The sequence below is a fragment of the Burkholderia sp. Bp9143 genome, assembly GCF_003853645.1.
Taxonomy (GTDB): domain Bacteria; phylum Pseudomonadota; class Gammaproteobacteria; order Burkholderiales; family Burkholderiaceae; genus Burkholderia.
This window is the reverse complement of sequence record NZ_QTPO01000080.1, coordinates 1-22626: the sequence shown is the minus strand read 5'-3', so window position 1 is coordinate 22626 and position 22626 is coordinate 1. Positions and strand designations below refer to the sequence as shown.

General features: G+C 69.3%; 22 protein-coding genes. 8 read left to right on the top strand and 14 right to left on the bottom strand.

All coding sequences use genetic code 11. From position 1 onward, the window contains the following. Positions 1–179 precede the first annotated feature (179 nt). Positions 180–1439, top strand: coding sequence for a YbfB/YjiJ family MFS transporter (locus tag DIE23_RS36740; RefSeq protein WP_124617520.1), 1260 nt, complete (start codon positions 180–182; stop codon positions 1437–1439). Positions 1440–1489: 50 nt separating this feature from the next. On the opposite strand, the gene hpaC is transcribed toward DIE23_RS36740, so the two are convergent. Next, complete coding sequence (gene hpaC, locus DIE23_RS36735) at positions 1490–2035, bottom strand: 4-hydroxyphenylacetate 3-monooxygenase, reductase component (protein WP_124617518.1); 546 nt, start codon at positions 2033–2035, stop codon at positions 1490–1492. Between the two features lie 333 nt (positions 2036–2368). Between hpaC and DIE23_RS36730 the strand changes: the two genes are divergently transcribed. Beyond that, the gene (locus tag DIE23_RS36730; protein ID WP_124617517.1) at positions 2369–3001 is read left to right on the top strand and encodes a response regulator transcription factor; all 633 of its coding nucleotides are present in this window, start codon (positions 2369–2371) and stop codon (positions 2999–3001) included. Positions 3002–3035: 34 nt separating this feature from the next. Here the strand turns inward: DIE23_RS36730 and DIE23_RS36725 are convergent, their stop codons facing one another. From DIE23_RS36725 to DIE23_RS36705, 5 genes are read right to left on the bottom strand one after another with little or no spacing between them, the layout of a single operon-like run. Continuing rightward, complete coding sequence (locus DIE23_RS36725; protein WP_124617515.1) at positions 3036–3779, bottom strand: SDR family NAD(P)-dependent oxidoreductase; 744 nt, start codon at positions 3777–3779, stop codon at positions 3036–3038. 56 nt (positions 3780–3835) lie between these two features. Further along, complete coding sequence (locus tag DIE23_RS36720) at positions 3836–4960, bottom strand: amidase (protein WP_124617513.1); 1125 nt, start codon at positions 4958–4960, stop codon at positions 3836–3838. Positions 4961–4992: 32 nt separating this feature from the next. Beyond that, a complete protein-coding gene (locus DIE23_RS36715; protein ID WP_124617511.1) occupies positions 4993–5526 on the bottom strand; it encodes a nuclear transport factor 2 family protein in 534 nt (177 codons plus the stop codon). Between the two features lie 8 nt (positions 5527–5534). Next, positions 5535–5912, bottom strand: coding sequence for a hypothetical protein (locus DIE23_RS36710; protein ID WP_021161073.1), 378 nt, complete (start codon positions 5910–5912; stop codon positions 5535–5537). 53 nt (positions 5913–5965) lie between these two features. Further along, a complete protein-coding gene (locus DIE23_RS36705; RefSeq protein WP_124617509.1) occupies positions 5966–7159 on the bottom strand; it encodes an acyl-CoA dehydrogenase family protein in 1194 nt (397 codons plus the stop codon). 202 nt (positions 7160–7361) lie between these two features. Between DIE23_RS36705 and DIE23_RS36700 the strand changes: the two genes are divergently transcribed. Then, positions 7362–8846 (top strand): sensor histidine kinase, encoded by a 1485-nt coding sequence (locus DIE23_RS36700; protein WP_124617507.1) that lies wholly within the window; start codon positions 7362–7364, stop codon positions 8844–8846. Between the two features lie 86 nt (positions 8847–8932). Here DIE23_RS36700 and DIE23_RS36695 read toward each other — a convergent pair whose 3' ends face one another. From DIE23_RS36695 to DIE23_RS36685, 3 genes are all read right to left on the bottom strand, one after another. Next, positions 8933–9319 (bottom strand): tautomerase family protein, encoded by a 387-nt coding sequence (locus DIE23_RS36695; RefSeq protein WP_124617505.1) that lies wholly within the window; start codon positions 9317–9319, stop codon positions 8933–8935. Positions 9320–9384: 65 nt separating this feature from the next. After that, positions 9385–9888, bottom strand: coding sequence for an aromatic-ring-hydroxylating dioxygenase subunit beta (locus DIE23_RS36690; protein WP_124617503.1), 504 nt, complete (start codon positions 9886–9888; stop codon positions 9385–9387). After that, positions 9885–11168 (bottom strand): Rieske 2Fe-2S domain-containing protein, encoded by a 1284-nt coding sequence (locus tag DIE23_RS36685; protein WP_124617501.1) that lies wholly within the window; start codon positions 11166–11168, stop codon positions 9885–9887. Before DIE23_RS36685 ends, DIE23_RS36690 begins: the two co-directional genes overlap by 4 nt. 139 nt (positions 11169–11307) lie before the next feature. On the opposite strand from DIE23_RS36685, the gene DIE23_RS36680 reads away from it, so the two are divergent. Then, positions 11308–12225: a LysR family transcriptional regulator gene (locus tag DIE23_RS36680; RefSeq protein WP_124617499.1), complete on the top strand. Its 918-nt coding sequence runs from the start codon at positions 11308–11310 to the stop codon at positions 12223–12225. A 138-nt stretch (positions 12226–12363) separates the two neighbouring features. Here the strand turns inward: DIE23_RS36680 and DIE23_RS36675 are convergent, their stop codons facing one another. Further along, the gene (locus DIE23_RS36675; protein ID WP_124617497.1) at positions 12364–13344 is read right to left on the bottom strand and encodes a PDR/VanB family oxidoreductase; all 981 of its coding nucleotides are present in this window, start codon (positions 13342–13344) and stop codon (positions 12364–12366) included. Positions 13345–13500: 156 nt separating this feature from the next. Next, on the bottom strand, positions 13501–14904 hold the full coding sequence (locus tag DIE23_RS36670; protein WP_124617495.1) for an MFS transporter: 1404 nt from the start codon (positions 14902–14904) through the stop codon (positions 13501–13503). 410 nt (positions 14905–15314) lie between these two features. Between DIE23_RS36670 and DIE23_RS36665 the strand changes: the two genes are divergently transcribed. Next, positions 15315–16445: a porin gene (locus DIE23_RS36665; protein ID WP_124617493.1), complete on the top strand. Its 1131-nt coding sequence runs from the start codon at positions 15315–15317 to the stop codon at positions 16443–16445. A gap of 32 nt (positions 16446–16477) precedes the next feature. Here the strand turns inward: DIE23_RS36665 and DIE23_RS36660 are convergent, their stop codons facing one another. Next, positions 16478–17509 (bottom strand): LysR family transcriptional regulator, encoded by a 1032-nt coding sequence (locus DIE23_RS36660; protein WP_124617491.1) that lies wholly within the window; start codon positions 17507–17509, stop codon positions 16478–16480. After that, positions 17506–18480, bottom strand: coding sequence for an AraC family transcriptional regulator (locus DIE23_RS36655; protein ID WP_124617485.1), 975 nt, complete (start codon positions 18478–18480; stop codon positions 17506–17508). The genes DIE23_RS36660 and DIE23_RS36655 overlap by 4 nt, the downstream gene beginning before the upstream one ends. A gap of 149 nt (positions 18481–18629) precedes the next feature. On the opposite strand from DIE23_RS36655, the gene DIE23_RS36650 reads away from it, so the two are divergent. Then, a complete protein-coding gene (locus tag DIE23_RS36650; RefSeq protein ID WP_124617483.1) occupies positions 18630–19736 on the top strand; it encodes an NAD/NADP-dependent octopine/nopaline dehydrogenase family protein in 1107 nt (368 codons plus the stop codon). Continuing rightward, on the top strand, positions 19733–20740 hold the full coding sequence (locus DIE23_RS36645; RefSeq protein WP_124617482.1) for a 3-hydroxybutyryl-CoA dehydrogenase: 1008 nt from the start codon (positions 19733–19735) through the stop codon (positions 20738–20740). Before DIE23_RS36650 ends, DIE23_RS36645 begins: the two co-directional genes overlap by 4 nt. A gap of 122 nt (positions 20741–20862) precedes the next feature. Here the strand turns inward: DIE23_RS36645 and DIE23_RS36640 are convergent, their stop codons facing one another. Then, the gene (locus tag DIE23_RS36640) at positions 20863–22200 is read right to left on the bottom strand and encodes an MFS transporter (protein WP_124617480.1); all 1338 of its coding nucleotides are present in this window, start codon (positions 22198–22200) and stop codon (positions 20863–20865) included. A gap of 231 nt (positions 22201–22431) precedes the next feature. Here DIE23_RS36640 and DIE23_RS36635 point away from each other — a divergent pair. Continuing rightward, positions 22432–22626, top strand: a 195-nt coding sequence (locus DIE23_RS36635; RefSeq protein ID WP_148093485.1) for a PAAR domain-containing protein, incomplete at its 3' end; no start/stop codon positions are given.

Sequence of the window (22626 nt, the reverse complement as noted above, 5' to 3'; positions counted from 1 at the left end):
CGGGCTCGTGACCGGTCAAGTATCATCGGTCGATTGGCGCGCCGGTCTCGGCAATCGGGATCGGCGCCTGCCACGACAGGATTCCGCGGCGACGGCGCCACGGCTCATGGCCGTCCAGCCGCGTCGACGTTGCGGGCCTCGGGCCCATACCGGCCTCGAACCACGATGGAGACACCGCGATGCGCGCAGCGCCGCAACCGGAACACGCCGGCCGGGCACGGCCGGACGCCGGCGCCACCGAACCCGACCGGATGGCCGCGTGGCGGCTCGCGATCTGCCTGTCGCTCGGCAGCGCGATCGCGCTGGGCCTCGCGCGCTTCTCGTATGCCCTGTTGCTGCCGCCGATGAAGGCCGATCTCGGCTGGAGCTTCGCGCAGGCCGGCGCGCTGAACACGGCCAACGCGGCCGGCTACCTGATCGGCGCGCTCATCTTCCCGTTTCTGTCGCGGCGCGGGCGAACCGGCACGCTGCTGGCGGCCGGCTGCGCGCTGACCGCGGGGCTGATGGCCGCATGCGGGCTCACGTCCGGCATGCACGCGCTGCTCGTCGAGCGGCTCGCGACGGGCGTCGGCAGCGCGCTGATCTTCATCAGCGGCGGTGTGCTGGCCGCGCGGCTCGCGTCCGCGTCGCCGCGCGATGCGGGGCTGCTGCTCGGGCTCTATTACGGCGGCACCGGGTGGGGCATCGTCGCGTCGTCGCTGCTCGTGCCCGCGACGCTCGTGCATCGCGCGCAGCACGCGCACGGCTGGCAGCCCGCGTGGTTCGCGCTCGCCGCCGCATGCGTGCTGTTCTCGGTGCTGGCCGTGTCGGCCGCGCATCGCATCGAGCGCGCACACGCGACGCCGGCCGTGCCGCGCGACGGCGCCGCGCCGGCCGCGACCGCGCACCCCGCGCGCTTCGCACTCGCACTCGCGGGCTACGGCCTGTTCGGTGTCGGCTACATCGGGTACATGACGTTCATCGTCGCGCTGCTGCGCGGCGCGGGGATGAGCGGAACGGTCGTGTCCGCGTTCTACGTGATGCTCGGCGTCGCGACCGTCGTGTCGGCGCGGCTGTGGTCGGGGCTGCTCGACCGGATGCGCGGCGGCCAGGCGCTGGCCGTGCTCAATGCGCTCCTCGGCGTGGCGACGCTGATGCCGGCGCTGTTCGTGCATCCGGCGGCCGCGTTCGCGTCGGGCCTGCTGTTCGGCGCGACGTTCCTGTCGGCGGTTGCGTCGACGACCGCGTTCGTGCGCCACAACCTGCCGCCGGAAGGCTGGGCGAAGGGGATCAGCGCGTTTACGACGATCTTCGCGTTCGGGCAGATCGCCGGGCCTGTCGCGATCGGCTGGGTGTCGGACAGCGCGGGGCTCGCGCGCGGGCTCGTCTATTCGGCGCTGACGCTGTTCGCAGGTGCGGCGCTCGCGGTCGGACAGCGTGCGCTGCGGGCGTCGGCGTAGCCGACCCGGGCCGGCAGCATCCGGCGAGCCCGGCAACGTGACCGCGACCGTCAACGCACGCGGGCCGCGCGCGACAGGCGATGGAACGCGCGGCTGAAGTAGATGAGGCTGTCGCCGTCGTCGCGCACGCGGATCGACGTCGCCTCGATGAACATCACCGAATGCGAGCCGACTTCCTTCATCTCGGCGATCGTGCCCTGCAGGCTCGCGAGCGCATCGCGCAGCACGGGGACGTCCTGCTCGCCGCGATCCCACACCGGCAATTCGAAGCGGCGTTCCATCGGCAGCTCGGTCATCCCCGCGAAATGCCGCGCGAGCAGTTCGTGCTCCGCCGGCAGCACGTTGATGCACACATGACGATTGCGCTCGAAGATCGCATGCATCGCGCTCGACCGGTTCAGGCACACGAGCAGCGTCGGCGGCGCGTCGGTGACGGAACAGACGGCGCTCGCGGTGATCCCGCAGCGGCCATGTGGCCCCGCGGTGGTGATCACGTTGACGGCCGCGCCGAGGTGGGCCATCGCTTGCCGGAAGGCCTTTTGCGCGTCGGTCGGATTGGCGCGCGCCGGTTGCGGGGTAGCGGTCGTTGCGGACATGGGTGCTCCTGGGTGAATGAGGGCGGCGATCGTGCGTGCCGTCGATTCGGCATCGAATCGTCGACGTTTGACCCAAGCGTACGCCGCGAAAAAGCCGGCGAACATTCGCACGATTGACGATGAAGATGGCGTTCCCGCCAACGCGTCTAAAGGTTCTACCTAGATGTGCGGCGCGACGCGCGAAAAAAAGTGCGATCGAGTGTTCGAGCGGTACGTAAAGGGGTATTCAGCGCATTTTCGGCTCGTTATGATGTGCCGCACACCCCCGACGAACGACGCTTGCCTCACCCGCGGCGCGTGCGATACCGATACCGATATTTGCGAGACACCCCGATGACGTCACCCGCTCCGATCGTATACATCGTCGACGACGACAGCGGCATGCGGACGTCGCTCGCCTGGTTGCTCGAATCGGTCGGCATCGCGTCCGAAGGATTCGCGAATGCCGCCGATTTTCTTGCGCGCTTCGACGTGAACCTGCCCGCGTGCCTGGTGCTCGACGTGCGGATGCCTGAAAAGAGCGGATTCGACGTGCAGGCGGAACTGAACGCGCGCGGCGCGACGCTACCGGTGATCTTCGTCAGCGGGCACGGCGATATTCCGATGTCGGTGCGCGCGCTGCAGAACGGTGCGATCGACTTTGTCGAGAAGCCGTACAACTCGCAGCAGATGCTCGAGCGCGTGCAACGCGCGCTGCGGCTCGCGCAGCAGCGGCACGCGGTCGACCAGCGTCATCGCGAACTGCGCCAGCGGCTCGATGCGCTCACCGCGCGCGAGAAGGAAGTGCTGCGCGGCGTCGTCGACGGCAAGGGCAGCAAACAGATCGCGTCGGACCTGTCGATCAGCGTGAAGACCGTCGACGTGCATCGCGCGAGCATCAAGGAAAAGCTCGGTGCGACGTCGATCGCCGCGCTGGTGCGCGACGTGATGGTCGTGTGGGGCGACGGCAACGATACGCCGCGCTAGGGCGTTCAGACGCGCGCCGAAGCGCGCGCCACGCTCAACGCATGTACAACCCGCCGTTGATGTCCCAGCATGCGCCGTTCGCGAAATGCGCGTCGCCCGACGCGAGCAGCACGGCCGCATCGGCGATGAAACCGGCCGACCCGAGCTTGCCGCCCGGCAGGCTCGCGAGCACCTGTCGCAGCTTTTCCGGTGCGACGCTTTCATGGACGATCGGCAGATCGAGCGGGCCCGGCGAGATCGCGTTGACGGTCACGCCCTGCGCGGCGAGGTCGCGCGCGAACACCTTGGTCAGCGTCAGCGCGCCGCCTTTCGCGGCCGCGTAGTGCGCGCCCGTCGCCGAGCCGCCGTTCTGCCCGGCGAGCGACGCGATGTTGACGATGCGGCCCGCGCCGCGCGTTGCGAAGTACTGGCCGAACACCTGGCAGCCGAACAACACGCTGCGCAGGTTCACGTCGATCACCTGATCGAACTGCTCGGCCGTGATCTCCATCGCGGGCACGACCTTCGACGCGCCGGCATTGTTGACGAGCACGTCGATCGCGCCCCAGCGCGCGACGAGCGCATCGCGCGCGGCTTCGAAGTCGCGTTTCGACGTGACGTCGAGCGGCAGCGCGATCGCGCGTTCGCCGCTCGGGTCGAGGTCGCGTGCATGTGCGTGAATGGCGTCGACGGCGATGTCGGCCAGCGCGACGCGATAGCCGGCCGCATGAAAGCGTTCGGCGATGACGGCGCCGAGCCCGCGCGCGGCGCCGGTGACGAGGACGACTCGGTCTGACATGGTGCGTGTTTCCCTGGTTCGCGCGTGCGTGGCCGAAGCCGCGCACGCGTCGTGGTTCATGCGGCGAGTGCCGCTTCGAAGTGCGCGGCGACCGCGCACACCTGTTCGTCCGCGCCCTTGCGTCCGACGATCTGCAGCCCGGCCTTCAGCGGCGTTCCCGCGAGCGGCAGCGGCAGGCTGAACGCCGGATGGCCGCTCAGGTTGAACGGCCGGATCAGCGACGACATCGCGATGACCGATACGCCGTCGCGTGCCTGCTGAAGCGTGATCGGCAACGCGGGCAATGTCGGCAGCACCAGCACCTCCGCGCGTTCGAGTGCGGCGTCGACCTGCGCCGTGAAGCGCGCACGCACGGCTTCGGCTTCCGCGAGCGCGGCCGGGGTCGTCGTCGCGGCCGTGCGCAGCCGCGCATCGAGATCCGCGCCGAGCTTGCCGGTTTCGACGAGATGGCCGAATGCGCGCGACGTTTCCGCATTGATGACGGCGAGCCCCGCCGCGAACGCGGCAGGCAGTTCGTCGAGCACGACATCGTGCGCGCACAGGCACGACGCACGTATCGCCGCGTCGAGTGCGGCGGCGATGGCCGGATCGGCATCGACGATTACGCGCGCGATCGTGCAGCCGGCAACGGGTGCTGCCGCATGCGCCCGATCGAAGCCCGGTGCGATGGCGGCCATCACGGCCGCGAGCGTGCGCACGTCGCGCGCGAATGGCCCGACACAGTCGAGCGTGGTGTCGGCGGGCGCGACGCCGCGCCGCGACACGCGGCCGAACGTCGGCTTGAGACCGGCCACGCCGCAGCATGCTGCCGGCCCGCGGATCGAGCCGCCGGTATCGGTGCCGAGCGCGGCGTCGACGACGCCGAGCCCGACGAGCGACGCCGATCCGCTCGACGAGCCGCCCGGAATGCGCGTCGGGTCCTGCGGGTTGACCGGTGTGCCGGTGTGGTCGTTGATGCCTGTCATGCCGAACGCGAGCTCGTGCATGTTCGCCTTGCCGGCGATCTGCCAGCCGGCATCGAGCAGCAGGCGGACCACGTCCGCGTGCCGCGCGGCGGGCGGCGCGTCGGCGAGCGCGCGGCTGGCCGCGCGGGTCGGATGGCCGGCGATGTCGATCGTGTCCTTGATCGCGATCGTCGGGCCCGGGCCGCCCAGCGTGAAGGTATCGATGAAGCCTGTCATGGTGCGATGGCGTGCGAGCGCGGTGAAAGGGTTCAGGATTGCGGCGCGGCGGTGAGCGGCCACGGGCCGTCGAGCACGCGCTCGGTACGGAAATGGCGGATCAGCCAGGTCGCGCCGTCGTCGGCCGGCGCGAAATCGATGGTCAGCCGCGCGGCGATCAGCTCGGCCGTGCCGTCCGCATGGCGCGACGCCTGCAGCATGATCCAGCGGCCGCGCGCGGTCACATGATCGGCGCCGATGTCGATCGACTCGGACGTCAGGAAGTGCAGGTTCGCCGCGAAATGCGGATCGGGCGGCAGATAGCGGCGTAGCATCGCGACGATCGCGTCCGCGCCTTCGAGGCGGCCGAACTTGCGCGCGTACTGCGGGCCGATGCCTTCCCATACCGCGTCAGCCGTGAACAGCGCGGCGAGCGCCGGGCCGTCGCCGGCATCCTCGGGCACGTCGCACAGCGCCATGTAGCGCGTGATCGTCGCGCGCACCGCGCGTTCGGCGTCGAGCGCCGCCACGCGCCGCGTGAGCGCTTCGAGCGCGTCGATCGCTCGCGTCGAATCGGGGCCGGTCATCGCGCGCCTCACGACGCGGGCTTCGCGGCGGGCGGCACGGTCAGCGCACGGCCGACCCGCGCCTCGATTTTGCCGTAGCGCCACAGGTTGTATTCGCCGACGGGCGTCGTGCGATACAGGTTGCAGACGGCGACCGTCGTGTCGAAGTCGGCGACGTCGGCCATGATGTAGAACGTCCACGGCGCGCCGTCTGCCTGGCCGACGACGAGGCGATCGTCATCCATCACGCCGAGCACGCGCACGCCGGGCATCGCCTCGACGGCGGCGAGCATCGCACCGTACGCTTGCCACACTTCGCCGATCTTCTCGCGCGGCAGGTCGAAGAAGTTTTGCGACACGCCGCAGCAGAACAGCACGCGCAGCGGCAGCGGATTCGAATCGGACATGACAGGTTCTCCTGAAGAATGGGTTCAGCGGCGTCGAAACGCATCGACGCGGATTACAGATAGCCGGGAAACGGCGTGACGCCGGTGAACACCGCGCCCGCGCCGTCGAAGTTGCCTTCGCCGAGAAACGCGTGCTGCGTGACGACCATCGCGTCGCGCAGCAGGCGCTGCAGCGGATGCGTGCGATAGATCGCGGCCGTGCCGCCGAGGCGGTACGCGCGCTCGACGACGCCCGCGCCTTCGCGGGCGATATGCGTGGCGGCGAGCCTCAGCAGGCTGACCTGCTCGGGTGTGACCGGGTTGCCGGCCAGGATCGATTGCCAGACCGAGTCGGTCGCGTCGTAGAAGAACGCGCGTGCCGAGCGCAGCTGCGCCTCGGCCTTCGCGAGCTCGATGCGGAAATACGCGCGATCGGCGAGGCGCGGCGCGCCGGTGGTCGTCTGGCGGCCGCCCGACATCCGGTTCGCGACGTCGAGCGCCGCGCGCGCGAGCCCGAGGTTCACGACGGCGAGCACCTGCGCCGCATACGCGACGGTCGGATAGCGGTACAGCGGCTCGTCGACGGTCGGCTCGCCGCCGCGCACGAAGGTCCACGCGTCCGGCACGAAGCGGTCGTCGATGCGCAGGTCGTGGCTGCCGGTGCCCTGCATGCCGACCACGCTCCAGTTCTCGACGATCTCGACGTCAGCGGCGCGGAACACGGCCGTGCGCGGCTTGTTCGGTGCGGCATCCTGCGCACCGGGCACCGCGATGCCGACGCCGAGCCAGTCGGCACCCTTGCAGCCGCTCGCGAACTTCCACGTGCCGTTCACGCGCCAGCCGCCGGGTGCCGCCTGCGCGGGCTGCACCGGGAACAGCCCGCCCGCGAATACCTGATCGGGGCCGTTCGCGTACAGCTCGGCCTGCGTGGCGAGCGGCAGCGCGGCGAGATAGACGTTCGCGGAGCCGAAGCTCGCGACCCACGCGGCCGACCCGTCGGCGGTCGCGATTCGCTCGATCATGTCCAGGAATGCGGTCGGCGCGAGCGCATCGCCGCCGAAGCGGCGCGGCGTGCCCGCGCGATAGATGCCGGCCTCCTTGAACAGCGCGATCACGTCGCGCGGCACATGCGACAGGCGGTCGAATTCGTCACGTCGCGCGGCGACGGTCTCGATCACCGCGTCGAGCGGCGACACCCGCGGGTCCGCTTCGCGGACCGCATGCGGCGAGGGGGACGCAGCGTTGATGGCGAGGGCGGCGTTGGGCATGGCTGTCTCCTGGGGATGGGGTTCGATTGCGGGGGCTCGACAATGCAATCAGTCTAGAAACGCCGAAAGCACGCAGCAATTGGTGCGTAGGGCCGCGTGACTGGTGTCGCTCCGTGCCGGACTAAAGAAATCTTCAGATGCGGGCCACGCGCGCCGGTGCTATGTTGGTCATCCGGCCGCGCGCCTTCTTCCGAATCCGATCATGAGCTTCCCCGACGAAGACGATTTCCACCGGCTGCTCGACGCATTGACGACCTGCGTGCTGCTGCACGACGCGCAGACCAAGGCGATCGTGTGGGCGAACCGCGCCGCGTGCATCGCGCTCGGCTTTTCCGTCGAGGAGCTGCTGCCGCTGAAGGCGCCGGACATGACGCGTCCCGAACCGAAGTACCGCCGCGAGATCGGCGTGGGCGCGATGGATCGCGCGATCGCCGAAGGGCGGCCGCAGGTGTACGAGTGGTGCTACCGGTCGCGCACCGGCGTCGACATGCTGTCGGAGGCGATCGCGACCCACGTGCCGCTGCGCGGGCGTGACGTCGTGATGGTGCAGTTCCGCGACATCAGCGCGGAGGAGGCGATCCGTCAGCAGTTGCGCCGCTACGAGGCGCGGTTGCGCGAATTCATGCAGGATCTCGACGAAGGCATCGCGGTCGTGACGCCGCACGGCGGCGCGCAGTTCATCAGCGAGTCGGGGCGCCGCGTGCTCGGGCTCGCGCCAGACGAAGCGCTCGGCGGTGTGCTCGACTACTGCACCGCGGCCGATCGCGACCGGCTCGTCGCGCAGCTGCGCGATGCGCCGTCGACGTGCCCGTCCGAGCCGCAGCGCTACCGCTTCGTGCGGCGCGACGGTTCGGCGTGCTGGTTGCGCATCACGTGCCGGCAGGTCGAGATCGAGGGCGATCTCGACGGTTTGCTCGTGCATTTCCGCGACGTCAGCGACGAAGTCGCGATCGAGGAAGCACGACGCGCCGAAGCGAGAATGCTCGAATATGCGGGCCGCTACAACGCGATGGGCGAGATGGCGACCGTGATCGCGCACGAGCTGAGCCAGCCGCTCGCGGCCGTGCGCAACTTCATCGAGGGTGCGATACAGCGGCTGAACACGCGCGGCGCCGTCGACGATGCGATCTGGGGGCTGCGCAGCGCGGACCGGCAGGCCGAGCATGCGGCGCTGATCATCAAGAGCGTGCGCGAGTTCATCGTGAAGCGCGAGCCGGTCGTCGCGCTCGCCGACCTGCGCGAGATCCTCGCCGACGTCGCGTATTTCATCGAGCTGCGTGCGAAGGAAGCGGGCGTGACGGTCGCGATCGTGCAGGCCGATATGCCGCTGCCGATTCGCTGCGAGCGTGTGCTGATCGGGCAGGTGATGCTCAATCTGGCATTCAACGCGATCGAGGCGTTCGCCGGCTGCAAGCGCGCGCCGTGCACGCTGACGCTCGGCACCGCCAACGTCGACGGCCAGGCGGAGCTGCGTGCGATCGACAACGGGCCGGGTATCGCGGAAGGGGCGCACGACCGGCTGTTCGACGGCTTCTCGTCGTCGAAGGCCGGCGGCAACGGGATCGGGTTGTCGCTGTGCAAGAGCATCGTCACGCGCCACGGCGGGCGCATCGGCGCGAGCCCGGCCGAAGGCGGCGGGCTCGACTGTCGCGTGACGCTGCCCCTCGCCGACGAAGCGCAGGCGTAGCCGCTGCGTTGCGTCACGGCCGCCAAACGCATCACGGGCATCACGGCAGGGTGGCGGCACACGATGGAGCGACACCCGGCCCACGATCAGCGCCCCAGCGCTCGCGCGGTCTGGCCGCCGATTCCGAAGTCGGTGTTCGGGATGTCCTTGATGATCACCCGCGTGGCCTGCAACGGCGCATCGAGCACGTTCGCACCGGCGTCCGACAGCGCGGCGATCAGCGCGCGTTTCTGCTCGTCGGTGCGGCCGGCGATCAGGATCGCGACGATCATCGGCAGCGACGGCGGCGCGCCGTCGGCGGCCGTGCGCCCGCCGAGGCCGATCTGGGTCGCGGGCAATTCGGTGAGCAGCACGCGCACCGATTCGATCGGCGCGCCAATCGCGTCGACGGTCGCGCCGCTGAGCCGCGCGATCAGCTCGGCCTTGCGGGCGTCGTCATGGCCGGCGGGCAGGAAAACTTCGAGTGTGGGCATGGTCGTCCGGAAAGGTGAAGGTGACCGGTTCACCGTTGCAGATTCGGCGGTGAACCGGCGGCGGCTTACAGCAGGAAGCCGATCGCGCTGAGCGCCTCGGTCGAGTCGATCAGGCGCACGACCTTTTCGGCGATCCGCATCTCGCCGTCGGCATCGACGTGCAGCTTGTGCGTGACGTCGGCCGCGAACAGCGTCGCGACGCCGCGCTTGTACGCGACGACGACCTGCGCGGATTTCAGCTCGACGATGCCGGCGCTGCTGCTTGCCAGCGTGAAGCGCGACACGGTGCGCACCGTGCGCGCCGCGTCGGTCGCCGATGCCGAGTAACCGGACACCATCCGCTGCACGCGCTTCTCGCGCATGTCCTGGTCGTCGAACACATAGTTCAGCGTCGCCGCGAAGTCGGTCGCGTCGGGATCGATCGGCACCACGTAGTGACCGGCCGGATCCCACAGGTCGAGCCACGCGCGATAGTCGCGACGGTCGAGCATCTCGGCTTCGCGCCACACGAATTCGACCGCGCGGGCGAAGGTCTGCTCGGAAAAAAGGGCGTTGCGGTCGTCCATCACTGTTGCTCCATCATTTTTCGCCATTGCTGATAGGCCTCGCGCATGCCGGTTTCGTCGGTCGCATGCGCGGTCTTTTCGCCGTTCGCGGCGGTCGTTTCGCGGTTCAGCCCGCGGTTCACGAGAATCGGCACGTCCGGGCCCGCATGCGCGCCGCGCTGCACGCGCTCCCACGCTTCCGCGTCGTCGGGGCTGCCGAAGCCGAACGGGCCCTGGAAATGCTCGTGGATGCGCAGCCGCTCGCGGTTCGCTTCGTCCGGGCCGCCATCCATCGCGAGCGCGACGTGACGGATCTCGGTTTCGTTCGCGGAGATCGGCCGCAGCACGCGGAAGAACGCCATCGACAGCGCGAGGTTCGGGAACAGGTTCAGGTTGAAGCCGACGCCCATCAGCGAGCGCACGATGCGGCGCACTTCGTCCGGCGCGTGGCGCTCGGCGAGCTTGGCCGCGAGCGGCGCGAAGCGTTCGGGCAGCGGCGCGCCGTCGTCTTCGTCGAGATCGATCAGCTCGGGCATCAGCACCGCGAGGCTGTGGCCGTTGCCGAGCGCGCGGCAGAATGCGTCCTCGCTCGTCATGAAGCTCGTGATCGCGGCGGCCGTTTCATCGTCGATCGACTTCATCCACGACTTGTGCACGACCGGGAAGTGATAGAGGTCCGTCGTGTTCTCGAGCTGGATCTTCCAGTTGCCCTTGAACTTGAACTTGTGCTCGCCGTTCGCCTTGATCGGATAGCCGGCGCCCTGCTTCATGAACAGGTCGATCCACGGCTTCGCGCCGCCGAGGAAATCCTCGAGCGATTCGATGTCGTCGTTGAAGCTCGCGAAGATCAGCCCCTGGTACACGCCGACGCGCAGCTTCACGAGCGGCAGGTCGCCTTTCTCGCACACGCCTTCGTAGCCGTCGCCGTATGGCAGCGCGCGCAGCGTGCCGTCGAGCGCGTACGACCAGCTGTGATACGGGCACGTGAAGCCCTTCGCGTTGCCCTTGTGCGATTCGCACACGGTCGCGCCGCGATGGCGGCAGCGGTTCTGCAGCACGTTGATCTCGCCGGTCCTGTCGCGCACGACGATCACCGGCTGGCGGCCGATCGTCGTCGTGATGAAGTCGCCCGGGTTCGGCAGCTCGCTCTCGTGCGCGACCCAGATCCAGGTGCGGTAGAAGATGCGGTCGAGCTCGGCCTCGAACAGCGCGGGGTCGTGATACATCGCGGGCGCGATGCGGTCGGGCTGCGCGAAGCCGTGCAACGCGCGGGTGTCGATCGTCTGGTAGGGAAGGTCGCTCATCGTCGTCGTGGGGAAAGAGTCGCGAAATCGGGCCGCGTCGAGCGCGGCATCGAGTACTCAGTCTCGTCTTCCACTACATATCCGTCAAATTGATCTAAAATTGCCAATCAAATAAATGCGGCAAATGATGGAGGTCACGATGACATCGGTCGATCATCTCGATCTGAACCTGTTGCGAGTGTTCCAGGTGATCGTCGAGGAGCGCAGCCTGACCAAGGCCGGCGAGCGGCTCGCGCTGTCGCAGCCGGCCGTCAGCTATTCGCTCGGGCGGCTGCGCACGCTGTTCGACGATCCGCTGTTCGTGCGCACGCGCGCGGGGATGCAGCCGACGCCGGTCGCGCTCGAACTCGCGGGGATCGTCGGCAAGGCGCTCGACATGGTGCGGGTCGCGCTGCGCTACGCGGAGCGTTTCGATCCGGCGTCGAGCACGCGCACGTTCCGGCTGTCGCTGTCGGATGCGGGCGAGATGGCGTACCTGCCGGCGATCTGCCAGGCGCTGCGCGAGCGCGCGCCGCGCGTGACGCTGAGCGTGCAGCCGCTGCCGGTGGAGGAGATCGAGGAGGCGTTGCGCGCGAGCCGGCTGGATTTCGCGATCGGCAACCTGCCGGAGCTGATGCCGCGCACGCGCCACCAGGTGCTGTTCGAGGAGACCTACGTGTGCATGACGGGGCGCCGGCGCGGGTTGCCGGCCGGTGCGGCGCTGAGCCTCGAGCAGTTCGTGCGCGCCGCGCACGTCAACGTGAAATCGGTCGAGCACAGCCACCACGCACTCGACGACGCGTTGCGCGCGCAGGGCGTCGGCCGCAACATCGCGCTCGAAGTGCCGCACTTCGTCGCGTTGCCCAGCGTGCTGTCGGTCACCGATCTCTATGCGACGCTGCCGAAGCGGCTCGCGCAGATCCTGAACCGCGACAACGCATTCCGGCTGTACGACCTGCCGGTGACGCTGTCGCCCGCGCCGGTCACGATGCACTGGCACGAGCACTTTCACGAGGACGAGGGGATCGCGTGGATGCGCGCGTTGCTGGGCGAGATCGTCGAGCATTTCGACGCGTGACGGCGGTGCGGCGCACTGCGTGCGGCTCGTGCGCGTCGCCATCGCCATCGCCATCGCCATCGCCGTGGCCGCGTGTCAGCCGCGAGCGCATCGGTCCATCGGCACACCGGCGCATCGACGCGGCAACACGTCAGCGCATCAGAGATCGAGGACGAGCACCGCCGAGCGCGCACGCGACACGCAGCAGCAGATCACCGTGTTGCTCGCTCGCTCGGCCTTGCTGAGGCAGTGGTCGCGATGATCGGGCTCGCCGTCGAGCACCGGCACCATGCAGGTGCCGCACACGCCTTCGCCGCATGACGTATCGACCTCGATGCCGATGCGCGCGAGCGCGTCGACGATCGACGTGTCGGGCGTGACGCGCACCGATTGCCCGCTGCGCTTCAGACGCACTTCGAAGCCTTCCGCCGGGGCGGCATCGGTAGCGGCGTCGGCCGCGGCCGGTTCCGCCGCGAAGCGTTCGAGATGAATCGCGTCGTCGGGAATCCGCGTGGCCGCCGCCGCGACGACGGCATCCATGAACGGCCCGGGGCCGCACGTATAGACATGCGCCTTTGCGTCGATCGACTCGACGCAGCGGCCGAGTTCGGCCGCGAGCGCATCGGGTTCGATCCCGTAATGGAACGTCACGTGCGACGCGAACGGCCCGGTCGACAACTCGTCGACGAAGGCCGCGTGTTCACGGCTGCGCGCGAAGTAGTGCAACCGGTAACGCGCGCCGCGCTGCTCGAGCGCGTACGCCATCGACAGCAGCGGCGTGATGCCGATCCCGGCCGCGACCAGCACATGCTCGCTCGCATCATCCGTCAGACGAAACAGGTTGCGCGGCGCGCCGATCGACAATTCGGCGCCGACGCGCACGTCGTCGTGCAGCGAACGCGAGCCGCCGCGCGAGGCCGCTTCCTTCTTCACCGCGAACAGATAGCTGCCGCGCTCGTCGGGGCGGCCGCACAGCGAATACTGCCGCGTGACGCCGGACGGCGCGGTGACGTCGATATGGGCGCCCGGCTCGTACGCGTCGAACGGCTGGCCGTCGACGCGCGAGACCCGGAAACAGCGGATGTCCTGCGCCGCGTCGATCAGCGCGTCGATCCGGACCTGGTGGCGGTTCGCTTGCATGGGGTGTTCCGTGGGGGAGGGAGGAAACCGGCGCGGCAGGTACCGCGCCGTCATGCAACCGAGAATAGGGATGGGCATCGCATAAATCAAATCGATTAAAAAGCGATGCCTGAATCAGTGTGATGGATGATGGTCGGTAGCGCTGATGGGCACCGGTCAGCGTGCGGCGACCGCGTTGCCGCCGTCGACGGCAGCGGTGGCCGACGCCGACGCCGACGCATGGCCGCGCTCGCGGTCGAGACTGCGGCGGTAGTGCCGGCATCCGGTCGCCAGCAGCAGCGCGGCGAGCGTGGCTGCCGCGACGTTGACGATCGACATCGAATGACCGACCGCCGCCGGCGCGCCGAACACGCGATCGGTAAACAGCGCGACGACGGTCGTGCCGATCCCGAGCGCGATCAGGTTCGACACGAGCAGGAACAGCGCGGAGATCTGCGCGCGCATCTGGTTCGGCGCGAGCGTCTGCATCGCGGCGGTCGACGTCGGCATCGGGAACGACGCGAAGAACATCGCGACGACGAGCATCGCGAGCGATGCCGGCAGGCTGTCGAGCTGCGTGAACAGCGTCGCGGGAATCACCATGCACGCGGCGCCGATCGCGCCGGCGCGCATCGGCGCGTCGGTGCGGCCGCGGCGCAGCAGCCAGTCGTTGAGCCAGCCGCCGCAGAACACGCCGGCGGTATTCGCGACGAGCAGCACGATGCCGAGCGTGTAGCCGGCTTCGACGGCCGTCATCCCGAAGCGGCGGATATAGAACGCGGGCGTCCAGCTCAGCAGGCAGTACAGCGTCATCGCATAGAACGAGAAGCCGAGGTAGTGGCACGCGAAGGTCGCGCGATGCGTGCCGACGAAGCGCAGCGAATCGCGCATCGACACGCGCCGCACGGCGCCCGAGCGATCCTGCGCGAGCCCCTTGCGCTGCGGGTCGCGCACGGTCGCGGCGAACAGCAGCGCGACGAGAATCCCGGGCAGCCCGACGATCAGGAACGTCACCTGCCACGCATGCACCTGCCCGACGACGGGCAGCGTGAACGCGCTTGCGTGCTTGAGCAATGCGATCACGTAGCCGCCGATCAGGAACGCGACGCCGCCGCCGATGAACGAGCCGAGCGAATACACGGCGATCGCGCGGCCGAGTTTCTCCTTCGGAAAGTAGTCGGCGAGCATCGAATATGCGCCGGGCGACAGCGCGGCCTCGCCGACGCCGACGCCCATGCGCGCGATGAACATCTGCACGAACTGCTGGCTGAGCCCGCACGCGGCGGTCGCGACGCTCCACAGCGCGATGCCGAGCGAGATGATGCGCGGGCGGGCGTAGCGGTCGGCGAGATAGGCGACGGGCAGCCCCATCACCGCGTAGAACAGCGAGAACGCGAAGCCGTTGAGCAGGCTGAACTGCGTGTCGGTGAGATGCAGGTCGCGCTTGATCGGTTCGATCATCAGGACGAGCACCTGACGATCGACGAACGAAAAGACATACGCGAGCATGCAGATGACGACGACATACCATTCGTACGTATAGCGCTTGCCGTCGGCAGCGCGGGCCGTGGGTGCGGACATGCGGATTCTCCAGGAGCGGGCGGTGGGGAAGCGCGGCGTGGGCCTCGCGGGCCGGGCGCCGTCGCGGCGCGAAAGCGTGCGGGTGACACGATCGGAGAGGCAGCGTAGTCGGCCAAATTCCGCCGCCATAGCCGGAGTGACAGCCGCGCCACACGGACATTTACCGACCCGGATAAAGAAAACACCGAGGCCGTGTGCGCGGGCCGCCGCGCAGCGCAGGTGCGGCGGGGCGCGCGCGCATCATGCGGCGCGTCTATATGCGTTATAGAGCGCATTGCGTCGACGTCCGAAATTGTCGTTCCTAGACTCGGCCCGTTTTTGATCGGCAGCGTTGGCCCTTCGCGGCGAACGCGCTTCACATCACGCGGCGCGAGGCCGACGGGCGCCGGCATTTCTACGGGACGACAACGATGAACCATCCGAACGGGCGGGCCGACCGGCTTGCCGTACCGCTTGCCACGCTGGTGGCCGCGCTCCTTGCATGCGCATCGCTGCCGGCTGTCGCGCAATCGAGCGTGACGCTCTACGGCCGCGTCGACACCGCGATCGAATACGCGAACGCCGGGCCGAACCACGTGACGCGCATGGGCAGCGGCAACCTGTGGGCGTCGCAGTGGGGGTTGAAGGGTGTCGAGGACCTCGGCGGCGGCTACGCGACGATCTTCAAGCTCGAGGACGGCTTCAACGCGGCGAGCGGCGCGCTGTCGAACAGCAGCGCGCTGTTCGGCCGCGAGGCATGGGTCGGCATCACCGGGCCGTTCGGCGGCGTGCAGTTCGGCGAGCTCTACACGATCCTGCACACGACGCTCGTGACCTACAGCCTGCCCGGCCTCGGCGCGGGCCTCGCATGGGGCAACGCGACGAACAACTTCGTCGGCCCCGCTTTCCTGCGCGTGCGCAACGCGATGCGCTACACGTCGCCGCGCTATGCGGGCTTCATGCTGCGCGCGATGGCCGCGCGCGGCACCAACGGCGCGGCCGGCCAACCGGCGACGCTCGGCGACACATACGGCGCCGGGCTCAACTACGTGCGCGGCGGGTTGTCGGTCGACGTCGACTACATGCAGCAGAAGTTCAGCCCGGTGGCGGCATCCACGCTCGGCGTAACCAGTTCGGCCGCGAACGGCAACTACACGCTCGGCGCGATCTCGTACGACTTCAACGTCGTGAAGGTCGCCGCGCTGTACATGCGGCACCGCGGCGGCCCCGACGTCGCGGCCGCGATCGACAGCCAGAGCGCGTATCCGCACAGCGACACGATGGAACTCAGCGCGACGGTGCCGATCGGGCGCGCGTCGCTGTTGCTGAGCATCGGTCACTACCGGAAGGTGGCCGACAGCGACGGCAACGCCGATTCGTACGGCATCCGCTTCGACTATCCGCTGTCGAAGCGCACGGTGCTGTACACGGGCGCCGCGATGGTGCGTAACGGCGCGCACGCGCGCTTCGTCGTCAACGGCGCGGCCGGCGGCGGCGTCGCGGTCGCCAAACCCGGCGCGACCGCCAGCTCGATCGTCGCGGGCATCCTCACGTCGTTCTGACCGCCGACGTTTGCCGGCACCCGCCTGCGCCGCTACGCGCAGGCGGGCGGCTGCGGCGCGAGCCATGCGTCGAACGGCGCCTGCCGGCCGATATCGAACAACTCCAGCAGCAGTGCGCGCAGCCAGCGATGGCCCGGGTCCGCATCGAAGCGCCGGTGCCAGTACGCATTCACTGCCCATTCGCCGGCACCGGCGATCTCGTACAGCGTGCACGGCTGGCGCGCCGCGAACGTGATCGCGACGGTTTCCGGCAGGATCAGCGCGTAATCGCCGTGTTCCAGCAGCGCGGGCACCACCATGAAATCGGGCAGCGCCGCCCGCACGCGCGGCATCAGTCCATGCCGCGCCAGCAACTGCATCGACTGCGGATGCGAAGTCACCGCGACGAAGCGCAGCGCGTCCGGCGCATCGCAGTCGAGCACGAAATCGTCGGCCAGCGCGACGCGCTGCGCGGTGCGGCGCGGCATCAGCAGCACGCAGCGCTCGTGCAGCAGCGCGGTGCGCTGGAAGTGGCTCGACGCATCCGCGAAATGCCCGAGCGCGAAGTCGATGCGGCCCGATTCGAGCGCGACGTTGAGCTGGCATTCGTCGACATGCAGCGTCTCGATCACCGCGCCCGGCGCGCGCCGGTCGAATGCCGCGAGCAGCGTCGGCAGGAACGCGCTCGCCGCGAAATCGCTCATGTGCAGCCGGAACACGCGCTGGGTGCTGTCCGGCGCGAAGCGCGAGCCTTCGTCGAGCACGTCCTGCAGGATCGCGAGCGCCTTGTCGACCGATACCGCGAGCCGCCGCGCGCGCGGCGTCGGCTCGACGCCGGTGCCGGTGCGCACGAACAGTGCGTCGCGGAACATCAACCGCAATCGGCCGAGCGCGTAGCTGACCGACGGCTGCGTGACGCCGAGCCCCAGCGCCGCGCGACCGACGTGCCGCTCCGTATAGACCGCGCGAAACGTCTTCAACAGATTCAGGTCGAGGTCCTGCACGCGCAGGCCATCGGGCGCGTCGGCGTCGTACGGCGGCGGTTCGGAGCGGGCCGGCGGCCGGCCGGTGGCGGAGTGTGTCATGGTGCTTGCCTCGCGGTGACGGAAGGCGCATGGCCGTAACGCCGCGCATACGCCTTCGCGAAATGGCCGAAGCCATGAATGCCGTGCGCGATCAGCACGTCGGTGACGCTGCGCGCGTCGCCGCGTTGCAGCGTCGCGTGCACCGCGGCCAGCCGGCGCTCGCGCACGTAGGCGGCCGGCGTGGTGTTCAGGAACGCGCGGAACGCATGCTGCAGCGTGCGCGGCGCGACGCCCGCGACGGCCGCCAGCGCGGCGAGCGCGAGCGGTTCGCCCAGGTGCGCGTCGACGTGGTCGCAGGTGCGGCGCACGTGCGCCGGCAGCGGTGGCGTGCCGCGCGCCAGTGCGCCGCTGTACGAATGCGGCAGGTGCGAGAGCAGCAGCGACATCAGCCATGCGGTGAGATCGGCACCGAACGTCGTCGCCGACGCGCCGATACCGGGCTGCGCGCCGAGCCGGCACAGGTATTCGAAGGTCGGCAGCACGAGCGCGGCGCCCGCGCCGTTGCCGCCGGCGTCGAGGTCGAACTGCAGCGGTTGCGTGAGCGTCATCCGCAGCATGTCCTGCAGCTTGCGTTCGAGCGCGCCGCGTTCGAGCCGCAGCACCAGGTTGCGGCAATCGGGGCTCGTGCTCAGGCGGCTCGCGAGCGCGGGCGACGACACGGTCAGCTCGCCCGGCCCGGCGCGCGCGATCACCTGTCCGGCCTGCAGTTCGCACGCGCCCGACAGCGTCAGCCGGAACAGGAAGTGATCGGCATCGTCGCCGAACTCGATGCGGGTTTCGCGGCCGTAGCAGAGCTCGAGCAGCGCGCCGTGATGCAGCGGCACCTCGTACAGCTCCGCATGAAACGGATCGCGGCCGCGCGTGGCCATCCGGTGCGGCCCGAGCCGGCGCGCGACCGCGCGTTCGACTTCGTCGGGCGCATGCAGCGTGCCGAGCCGGTTCGGCGCATGTCGGGAAAGGGCGATATCCATGCGGTGGCCTCGTGTCGGATGGACGGGAACGACGTGGTGCGCGTCGCCGCGATTGCGTTGCGCGAACGGGCGTGCCGTTGCGCGTTTTGAAGCGACGCGATGTACGCCGCCGCGTAGTCTCGGAACCACTCACTCACCGGGAGACAACGATGAAGGTATGTGTACTGGGCGGCGGCCACGGCTGCCATGCGGCCGCGATCGACCTGTTCGAGAAGGGCCACGACGTGACGTGGTGGCGGCGCGATCGCGAACCGCACGCGCGGCTGCGCGAGCTTGGCGCGTTGCACGTGACCGACTATCGCGGCAAGCGCGCGGTGCCGCTCGGCGACGCGCCCGGCGCGATCCGGCTGACCGACGATCTCGCGGCCGCGCTGCGCGGCGCGCGGCTCGTCGTGGTGCCGCTGCCGGCCGTCTCGCACGATGCGCTGGCCGCGCAAGTCGCGCCGCTGCTCGAGGACGGCCAGGTCGTGTTCCTGCCGCCCGGCACGTTCGGCAGCTTCGTATTCGCGCGCGCGGCGGCCGATGCCGGCAACCGGGCGCGCGTCGCGTACGCCGAGACGGGCACGCTGCCGTACCTGGTGCGCAAGCACGGCGAGAACACGGTCGTGATCAGCGCGTATGCAACGCGCCTGCCGACCGGTGTGTTTCCCGCGAACGCGGCCGGCTGGGCGTTCGACGTGCTGCGTGCGGGCTATCCGTCGGTCGAACCGGTCGAGGATGCGCTGTCCGGCGCGCTGATGAACGCGGGCCCGGTGATCCATCCGCCGCTGATCCTGATGAACGCCGGGCCGCTCGAACACTTCGACGCGTGGGACATCCACAACGAAGGCACGCAACCGTCGATCCGCCGCGTGACGAACGCGCTCGACGCCGAGCGGATCGCGGTGCGCGAAGCGCTCGGCTTCCGCGCGCCGCATTTTCCGCTCGCGGACCACTACGCGACCGACGGCGACGAATGGATGTACGGGCGCGGCGCGCACGGCAAGCTGACCGACAGCGGCGACTGGCGCGAGAAGATCGATTTGCGCACGCATCGCTACATGCTCGAGGACACCCGGCTCGGGCTGTCGTTCATCGTGTCGTGCGGGCGCTGGGCCAACGTGCCGACGCCCGTTGCGCAGGGGCTGTTGAGTGTCGCGTCGGCGGTGACCGGTCGCGACCTGTATGCGGAAGGACGCACGCTGGACAATCTCGGTCTCGCCGCCCTGTCGCGCGACGCGATGCGCGCGTTGCTCGATGCGGGGTATACCGCATGACGCCCGCCGACGTGACGCGCGTGCACGTGCTCGGCGCGGGGCGCATGGGGCAGGGGATCGCGCTCGTTTTCGCGTTCGCGGGCCTCGATGTGACGCTGATCGACTTCAAGCCGCGCGACGCGCGAGGATGGCGCGCATTCGAGGACCGCACGCGCGGCGAGATCGTGCGGCCGCTGCACGCACAGGTCGCACTCGGCCGCATCGATGCCGAACAGGCCGAGGCCGTCGTCACGCGCATCGCGCTGGTCGCGCGCGACGGCGCGGCCGACGCCGTGCGCGACGCCGGTATCGTGTTCGAAGCGCTGCCCGAGGTGCTCGACGCAAAGGCCGACGCGCTGCGCTGGCTGGGCGAACATGTCGATGTGCGCGCAACGATTGCGTCGACGACGTCGACGTTCGTCGTCACCGAGTTGCAGCACCATGTCACGCACCCTGAACGGATGTTGAATGCACACTGGCTGAACCCGGCGCTGCTGATGCCGCTCGTCGAGATCAGCCGCAGCGACGCGACCGATCGGCGGGTCGTCGACGCACTGGCCGCGCTGCTCGAACGTGTCGGCAAGAAGCCGGTGATCTGCGGGCCGGCGCCGGGCTACATCGTGCCGCGCATCCAGGCGCTCGCGATGAACGAGGCCGCGCGGATGGTCGAGGAGGGCGTCGCGAGCGCCGAGGACATCGACACCGCGATCCGCACCGGCTTCGGCCCGCGCTTCGCGGTGCTCGGGCTGCTCGAATTCATCGACTGGGGCGGTTGCGACATCCTGTACTACGCGTCGCAGTATCTTGCCGGCGAAATCGGCCCGCGCTTTGCACCGGCGGCGAGTGTCGTACGCAACATGGAAACCGGACGCGATGGTGTTCGTACGGGCGCGGGCTTCCACGACTATGCGAACGTGGACGTACCCGCGTACATGCGGCGGCGGCTCGGCGAATTCGCGCAGTTGCTCGATCACCTGGGATTGGCGCCGGTGTTCGACGGCGGGCGGTGCGATCAGGACGCGTAGCCCGGAGGGCGCGGCTGCGTGCGCTCGCGGTGCCGCGAAGGCGCGCATGTGGCACCGTGAACCGGTGTGTCGTACACCCGCCGGCAAGGACGCGGGCGCGGCGGCCGGCGCGGGCCGCGCGGTCATGCCGCGTCGCCGCGCGTGTCGGCGGCATGCGTGGCGCGCGTCTCGCGCATCACGCACAGCGTCGCGACCGTCACGAGGCCGAGCGCGACGAGGAACAGCGACACGGGCCACGATGCTTGATAGCGCGCGAGCAGCGCGGTCGCGATCAGCGGCGACATTCCGCCCGCGAAGATCGACGCGACTTCATGGCCAAGCGCGACGCCCGAATAGCGCACCTCGGTGCTGAACAGCTCGCCGACCAGCGCGGGCAGCGTGCCGATCATCGCGCCGTGGCTCACGGCGGTGCCGACCGTCAGCGCGAGCCACACGAGCGGCGTCACGCGCGTGTCGAGCAGCCAGAAGAACGGGAATGCACACGCGACGAGGCTCAGCGCGCCGATCAGGTACACGGGCTTGCGGCCGATCCGGTCGGACAGCCGGCCCCACGCGAGCATCGCGCCCATCTCGACGATCATCGCGATCATCACGCCGGTCAGCATCACGCCGTTCGGGATGCCGACGTATTTGCCGTAGACGAGTGAGAACGCGAGGAAGATATACGCGCCGCCGTTTTCGGCGACGCGCAGCCCCATCGCTAGCAGGATTTCCTTCGGATGGCGGCGGATGCACTCGACGATCGGCAAATGCGTGTGCACACCGCGCTTACCAGCTTGCTCGAAGTCGCGGCTTTCCGGCAGGTGGCGGCGGATATAGAGGCCGATCGCGAAAATCGCGATGCTCGCGAGGAACGGCAGCCGCCAGCCCCAGGTGTGAAACGCGTCGTCGGGCAGTGCCTGCGCGGCGAGAAACGCGGCCGACGACAGCACGAAGCCGCCGCCGACGCCGAGCTGGCTCCATGCCGCGTAATAGCCGCGCTGCTCGGGCGGCGCGTTCTCGCTGATCATCAGCACGCCGCCGCCCCATTCGCCGCCGGACGCGATGCCCTGCAGCAGCCGCAGCACGACGAGCGCCGCCGGTGCCCACAGGCCGACCTGCGCGTAGGTCGGCAGCAGTCCGATCGCGAACGTCGACGCGCCCATGATCAGCAGCGTCCACACGAGCGACGCCTTGCGCCCGTAGCGGTCGCCGACATGGCCGAACACGATCCCGCCGAGCGGCCGCGCGACGAAGCCGAGCGCGAACGCCGCGAACGCGGCGAGGCTGCCCGCGAGCGGCGACGCACCGGGCGGAAAGAACACGTGGCCGAACACCAGCGCGGCGGCCGTGCCGTAGACGAAGAAGTCGTACCACTCCATCGCGTTGCCGGCGACGGAGGCGATGACGATCCGGCGAAGCTGCCGGTCGGCGAGCGGCCGGGCGGCGCTCGGGGACTGCACGGTGTCGGTCGGGTACATGGCGGACTCTGAAGGGGGGCGGGCGCGTGCCGTCTTTGCAGCACTGCGGGCTAGTGTTGTCGGCGCTGCCGTCCCGGTCAAATCCGCAGAAAATGGGGGGTGTCATCACTCCCGCTGATGATGGGTGCGTACCCGCCTCACGATCAGGATCGGAAAAATCGTATTCATCCCATAGGCGACGCTGCATTTCCGCGTTATCAATCTCGTTCCACGTGAGATGCGAGATCGCTGATGAAGAATGCACAAGGCCATGAAATGGTTCGCCTGGGGGACCAAACCGACCACGACGGCGAAGTCATCGAATGCGCGAACGACCTGAAACATCTTGGAATCGGCGTGGCGCTGGACAGCCATGGCGTGACGTGCCCGAAATGCGGCGGCGTTTTTCCGCTGCTGGCAAGCGGCCCGCGCACGCACCGTGGCCGC

Bases quoted from the DNA above. Each gene is read 5' to 3' on its own strand.
- DIE23_RS36740 (WP_124617520.1), top strand. From the start codon at position 180: ATGCGCGCAGCGCCGCAACCGGAACACGCCGGCCGGGCACGGCCGGAC.
- hpaC (WP_124617518.1), bottom strand. From the start codon at position 2,035: ATGTCCGCAACGACCGCTACCCCGCAACCGGCGCGCGCCAATCCGACC.
- DIE23_RS36730 (WP_124617517.1), top strand. From the start codon at position 2,369: ATGACGTCACCCGCTCCGATCGTATACATCGTCGACGACGACAGCGGC.
- DIE23_RS36725 (WP_124617515.1), bottom strand. From the start codon at position 3,779: ATGTCAGACCGAGTCGTCCTCGTCACCGGCGCCGCGCGCGGGCTCGGC.
- DIE23_RS36720 (WP_124617513.1), bottom strand. From the start codon at position 4,960: ATGACAGGCTTCATCGATACCTTCACGCTGGGCGGCCCGGGCCCGACG.
- DIE23_RS36715 (WP_124617511.1), bottom strand. From the start codon at position 5,526: ATGACCGGCCCCGATTCGACGCGAGCGATCGACGCGCTCGAAGCGCTC.
- DIE23_RS36710 (WP_021161073.1), bottom strand. From the start codon at position 5,912: ATGTCCGATTCGAATCCGCTGCCGCTGCGCGTGCTGTTCTGCTGCGGC.
- DIE23_RS36705 (WP_124617509.1), bottom strand. From the start codon at position 7,159: ATGCCCAACGCCGCCCTCGCCATCAACGCTGCGTCCCCCTCGCCGCAT.
- DIE23_RS36700 (WP_124617507.1), top strand. From the start codon at position 7,362: ATGAGCTTCCCCGACGAAGACGATTTCCACCGGCTGCTCGACGCATTG.
- DIE23_RS36695 (WP_124617505.1), bottom strand. From the start codon at position 9,319: ATGCCCACACTCGAAGTTTTCCTGCCCGCCGGCCATGACGACGCCCGC.
- DIE23_RS36685 (WP_124617501.1), bottom strand. From the start codon at position 11,168: ATGAGCGACCTTCCCTACCAGACGATCGACACCCGCGCGTTGCACGGC.
- DIE23_RS36680 (WP_124617499.1), top strand. From the start codon at position 11,308: ATGACATCGGTCGATCATCTCGATCTGAACCTGTTGCGAGTGTTCCAG.
- DIE23_RS36675 (WP_124617497.1), bottom strand. From the start codon at position 13,344: ATGCAAGCGAACCGCCACCAGGTCCGGATCGACGCGCTGATCGACGCG.
- DIE23_RS36670 (WP_124617495.1), bottom strand. From the start codon at position 14,904: ATGTCCGCACCCACGGCCCGCGCTGCCGACGGCAAGCGCTATACGTAC.
- DIE23_RS36665 (WP_124617493.1), top strand. From the start codon at position 15,315: ATGAACCATCCGAACGGGCGGGCCGACCGGCTTGCCGTACCGCTTGCC.
- DIE23_RS36660 (WP_124617491.1), bottom strand. From the start codon at position 17,509: ATGACACACTCCGCCACCGGCCGGCCGCCGGCCCGCTCCGAACCGCCG.
- DIE23_RS36655 (WP_124617485.1), bottom strand. From the start codon at position 18,480: ATGGATATCGCCCTTTCCCGACATGCGCCGAACCGGCTCGGCACGCTG.
- DIE23_RS36650 (WP_124617483.1), top strand. From the start codon at position 18,630: ATGAAGGTATGTGTACTGGGCGGCGGCCACGGCTGCCATGCGGCCGCG.
- DIE23_RS36645 (WP_124617482.1), top strand. From the start codon at position 19,733: ATGACGCCCGCCGACGTGACGCGCGTGCACGTGCTCGGCGCGGGGCGC.
- DIE23_RS36640 (WP_124617480.1), bottom strand. From the start codon at position 22,200: ATGTACCCGACCGACACCGTGCAGTCCCCGAGCGCCGCCCGGCCGCTC.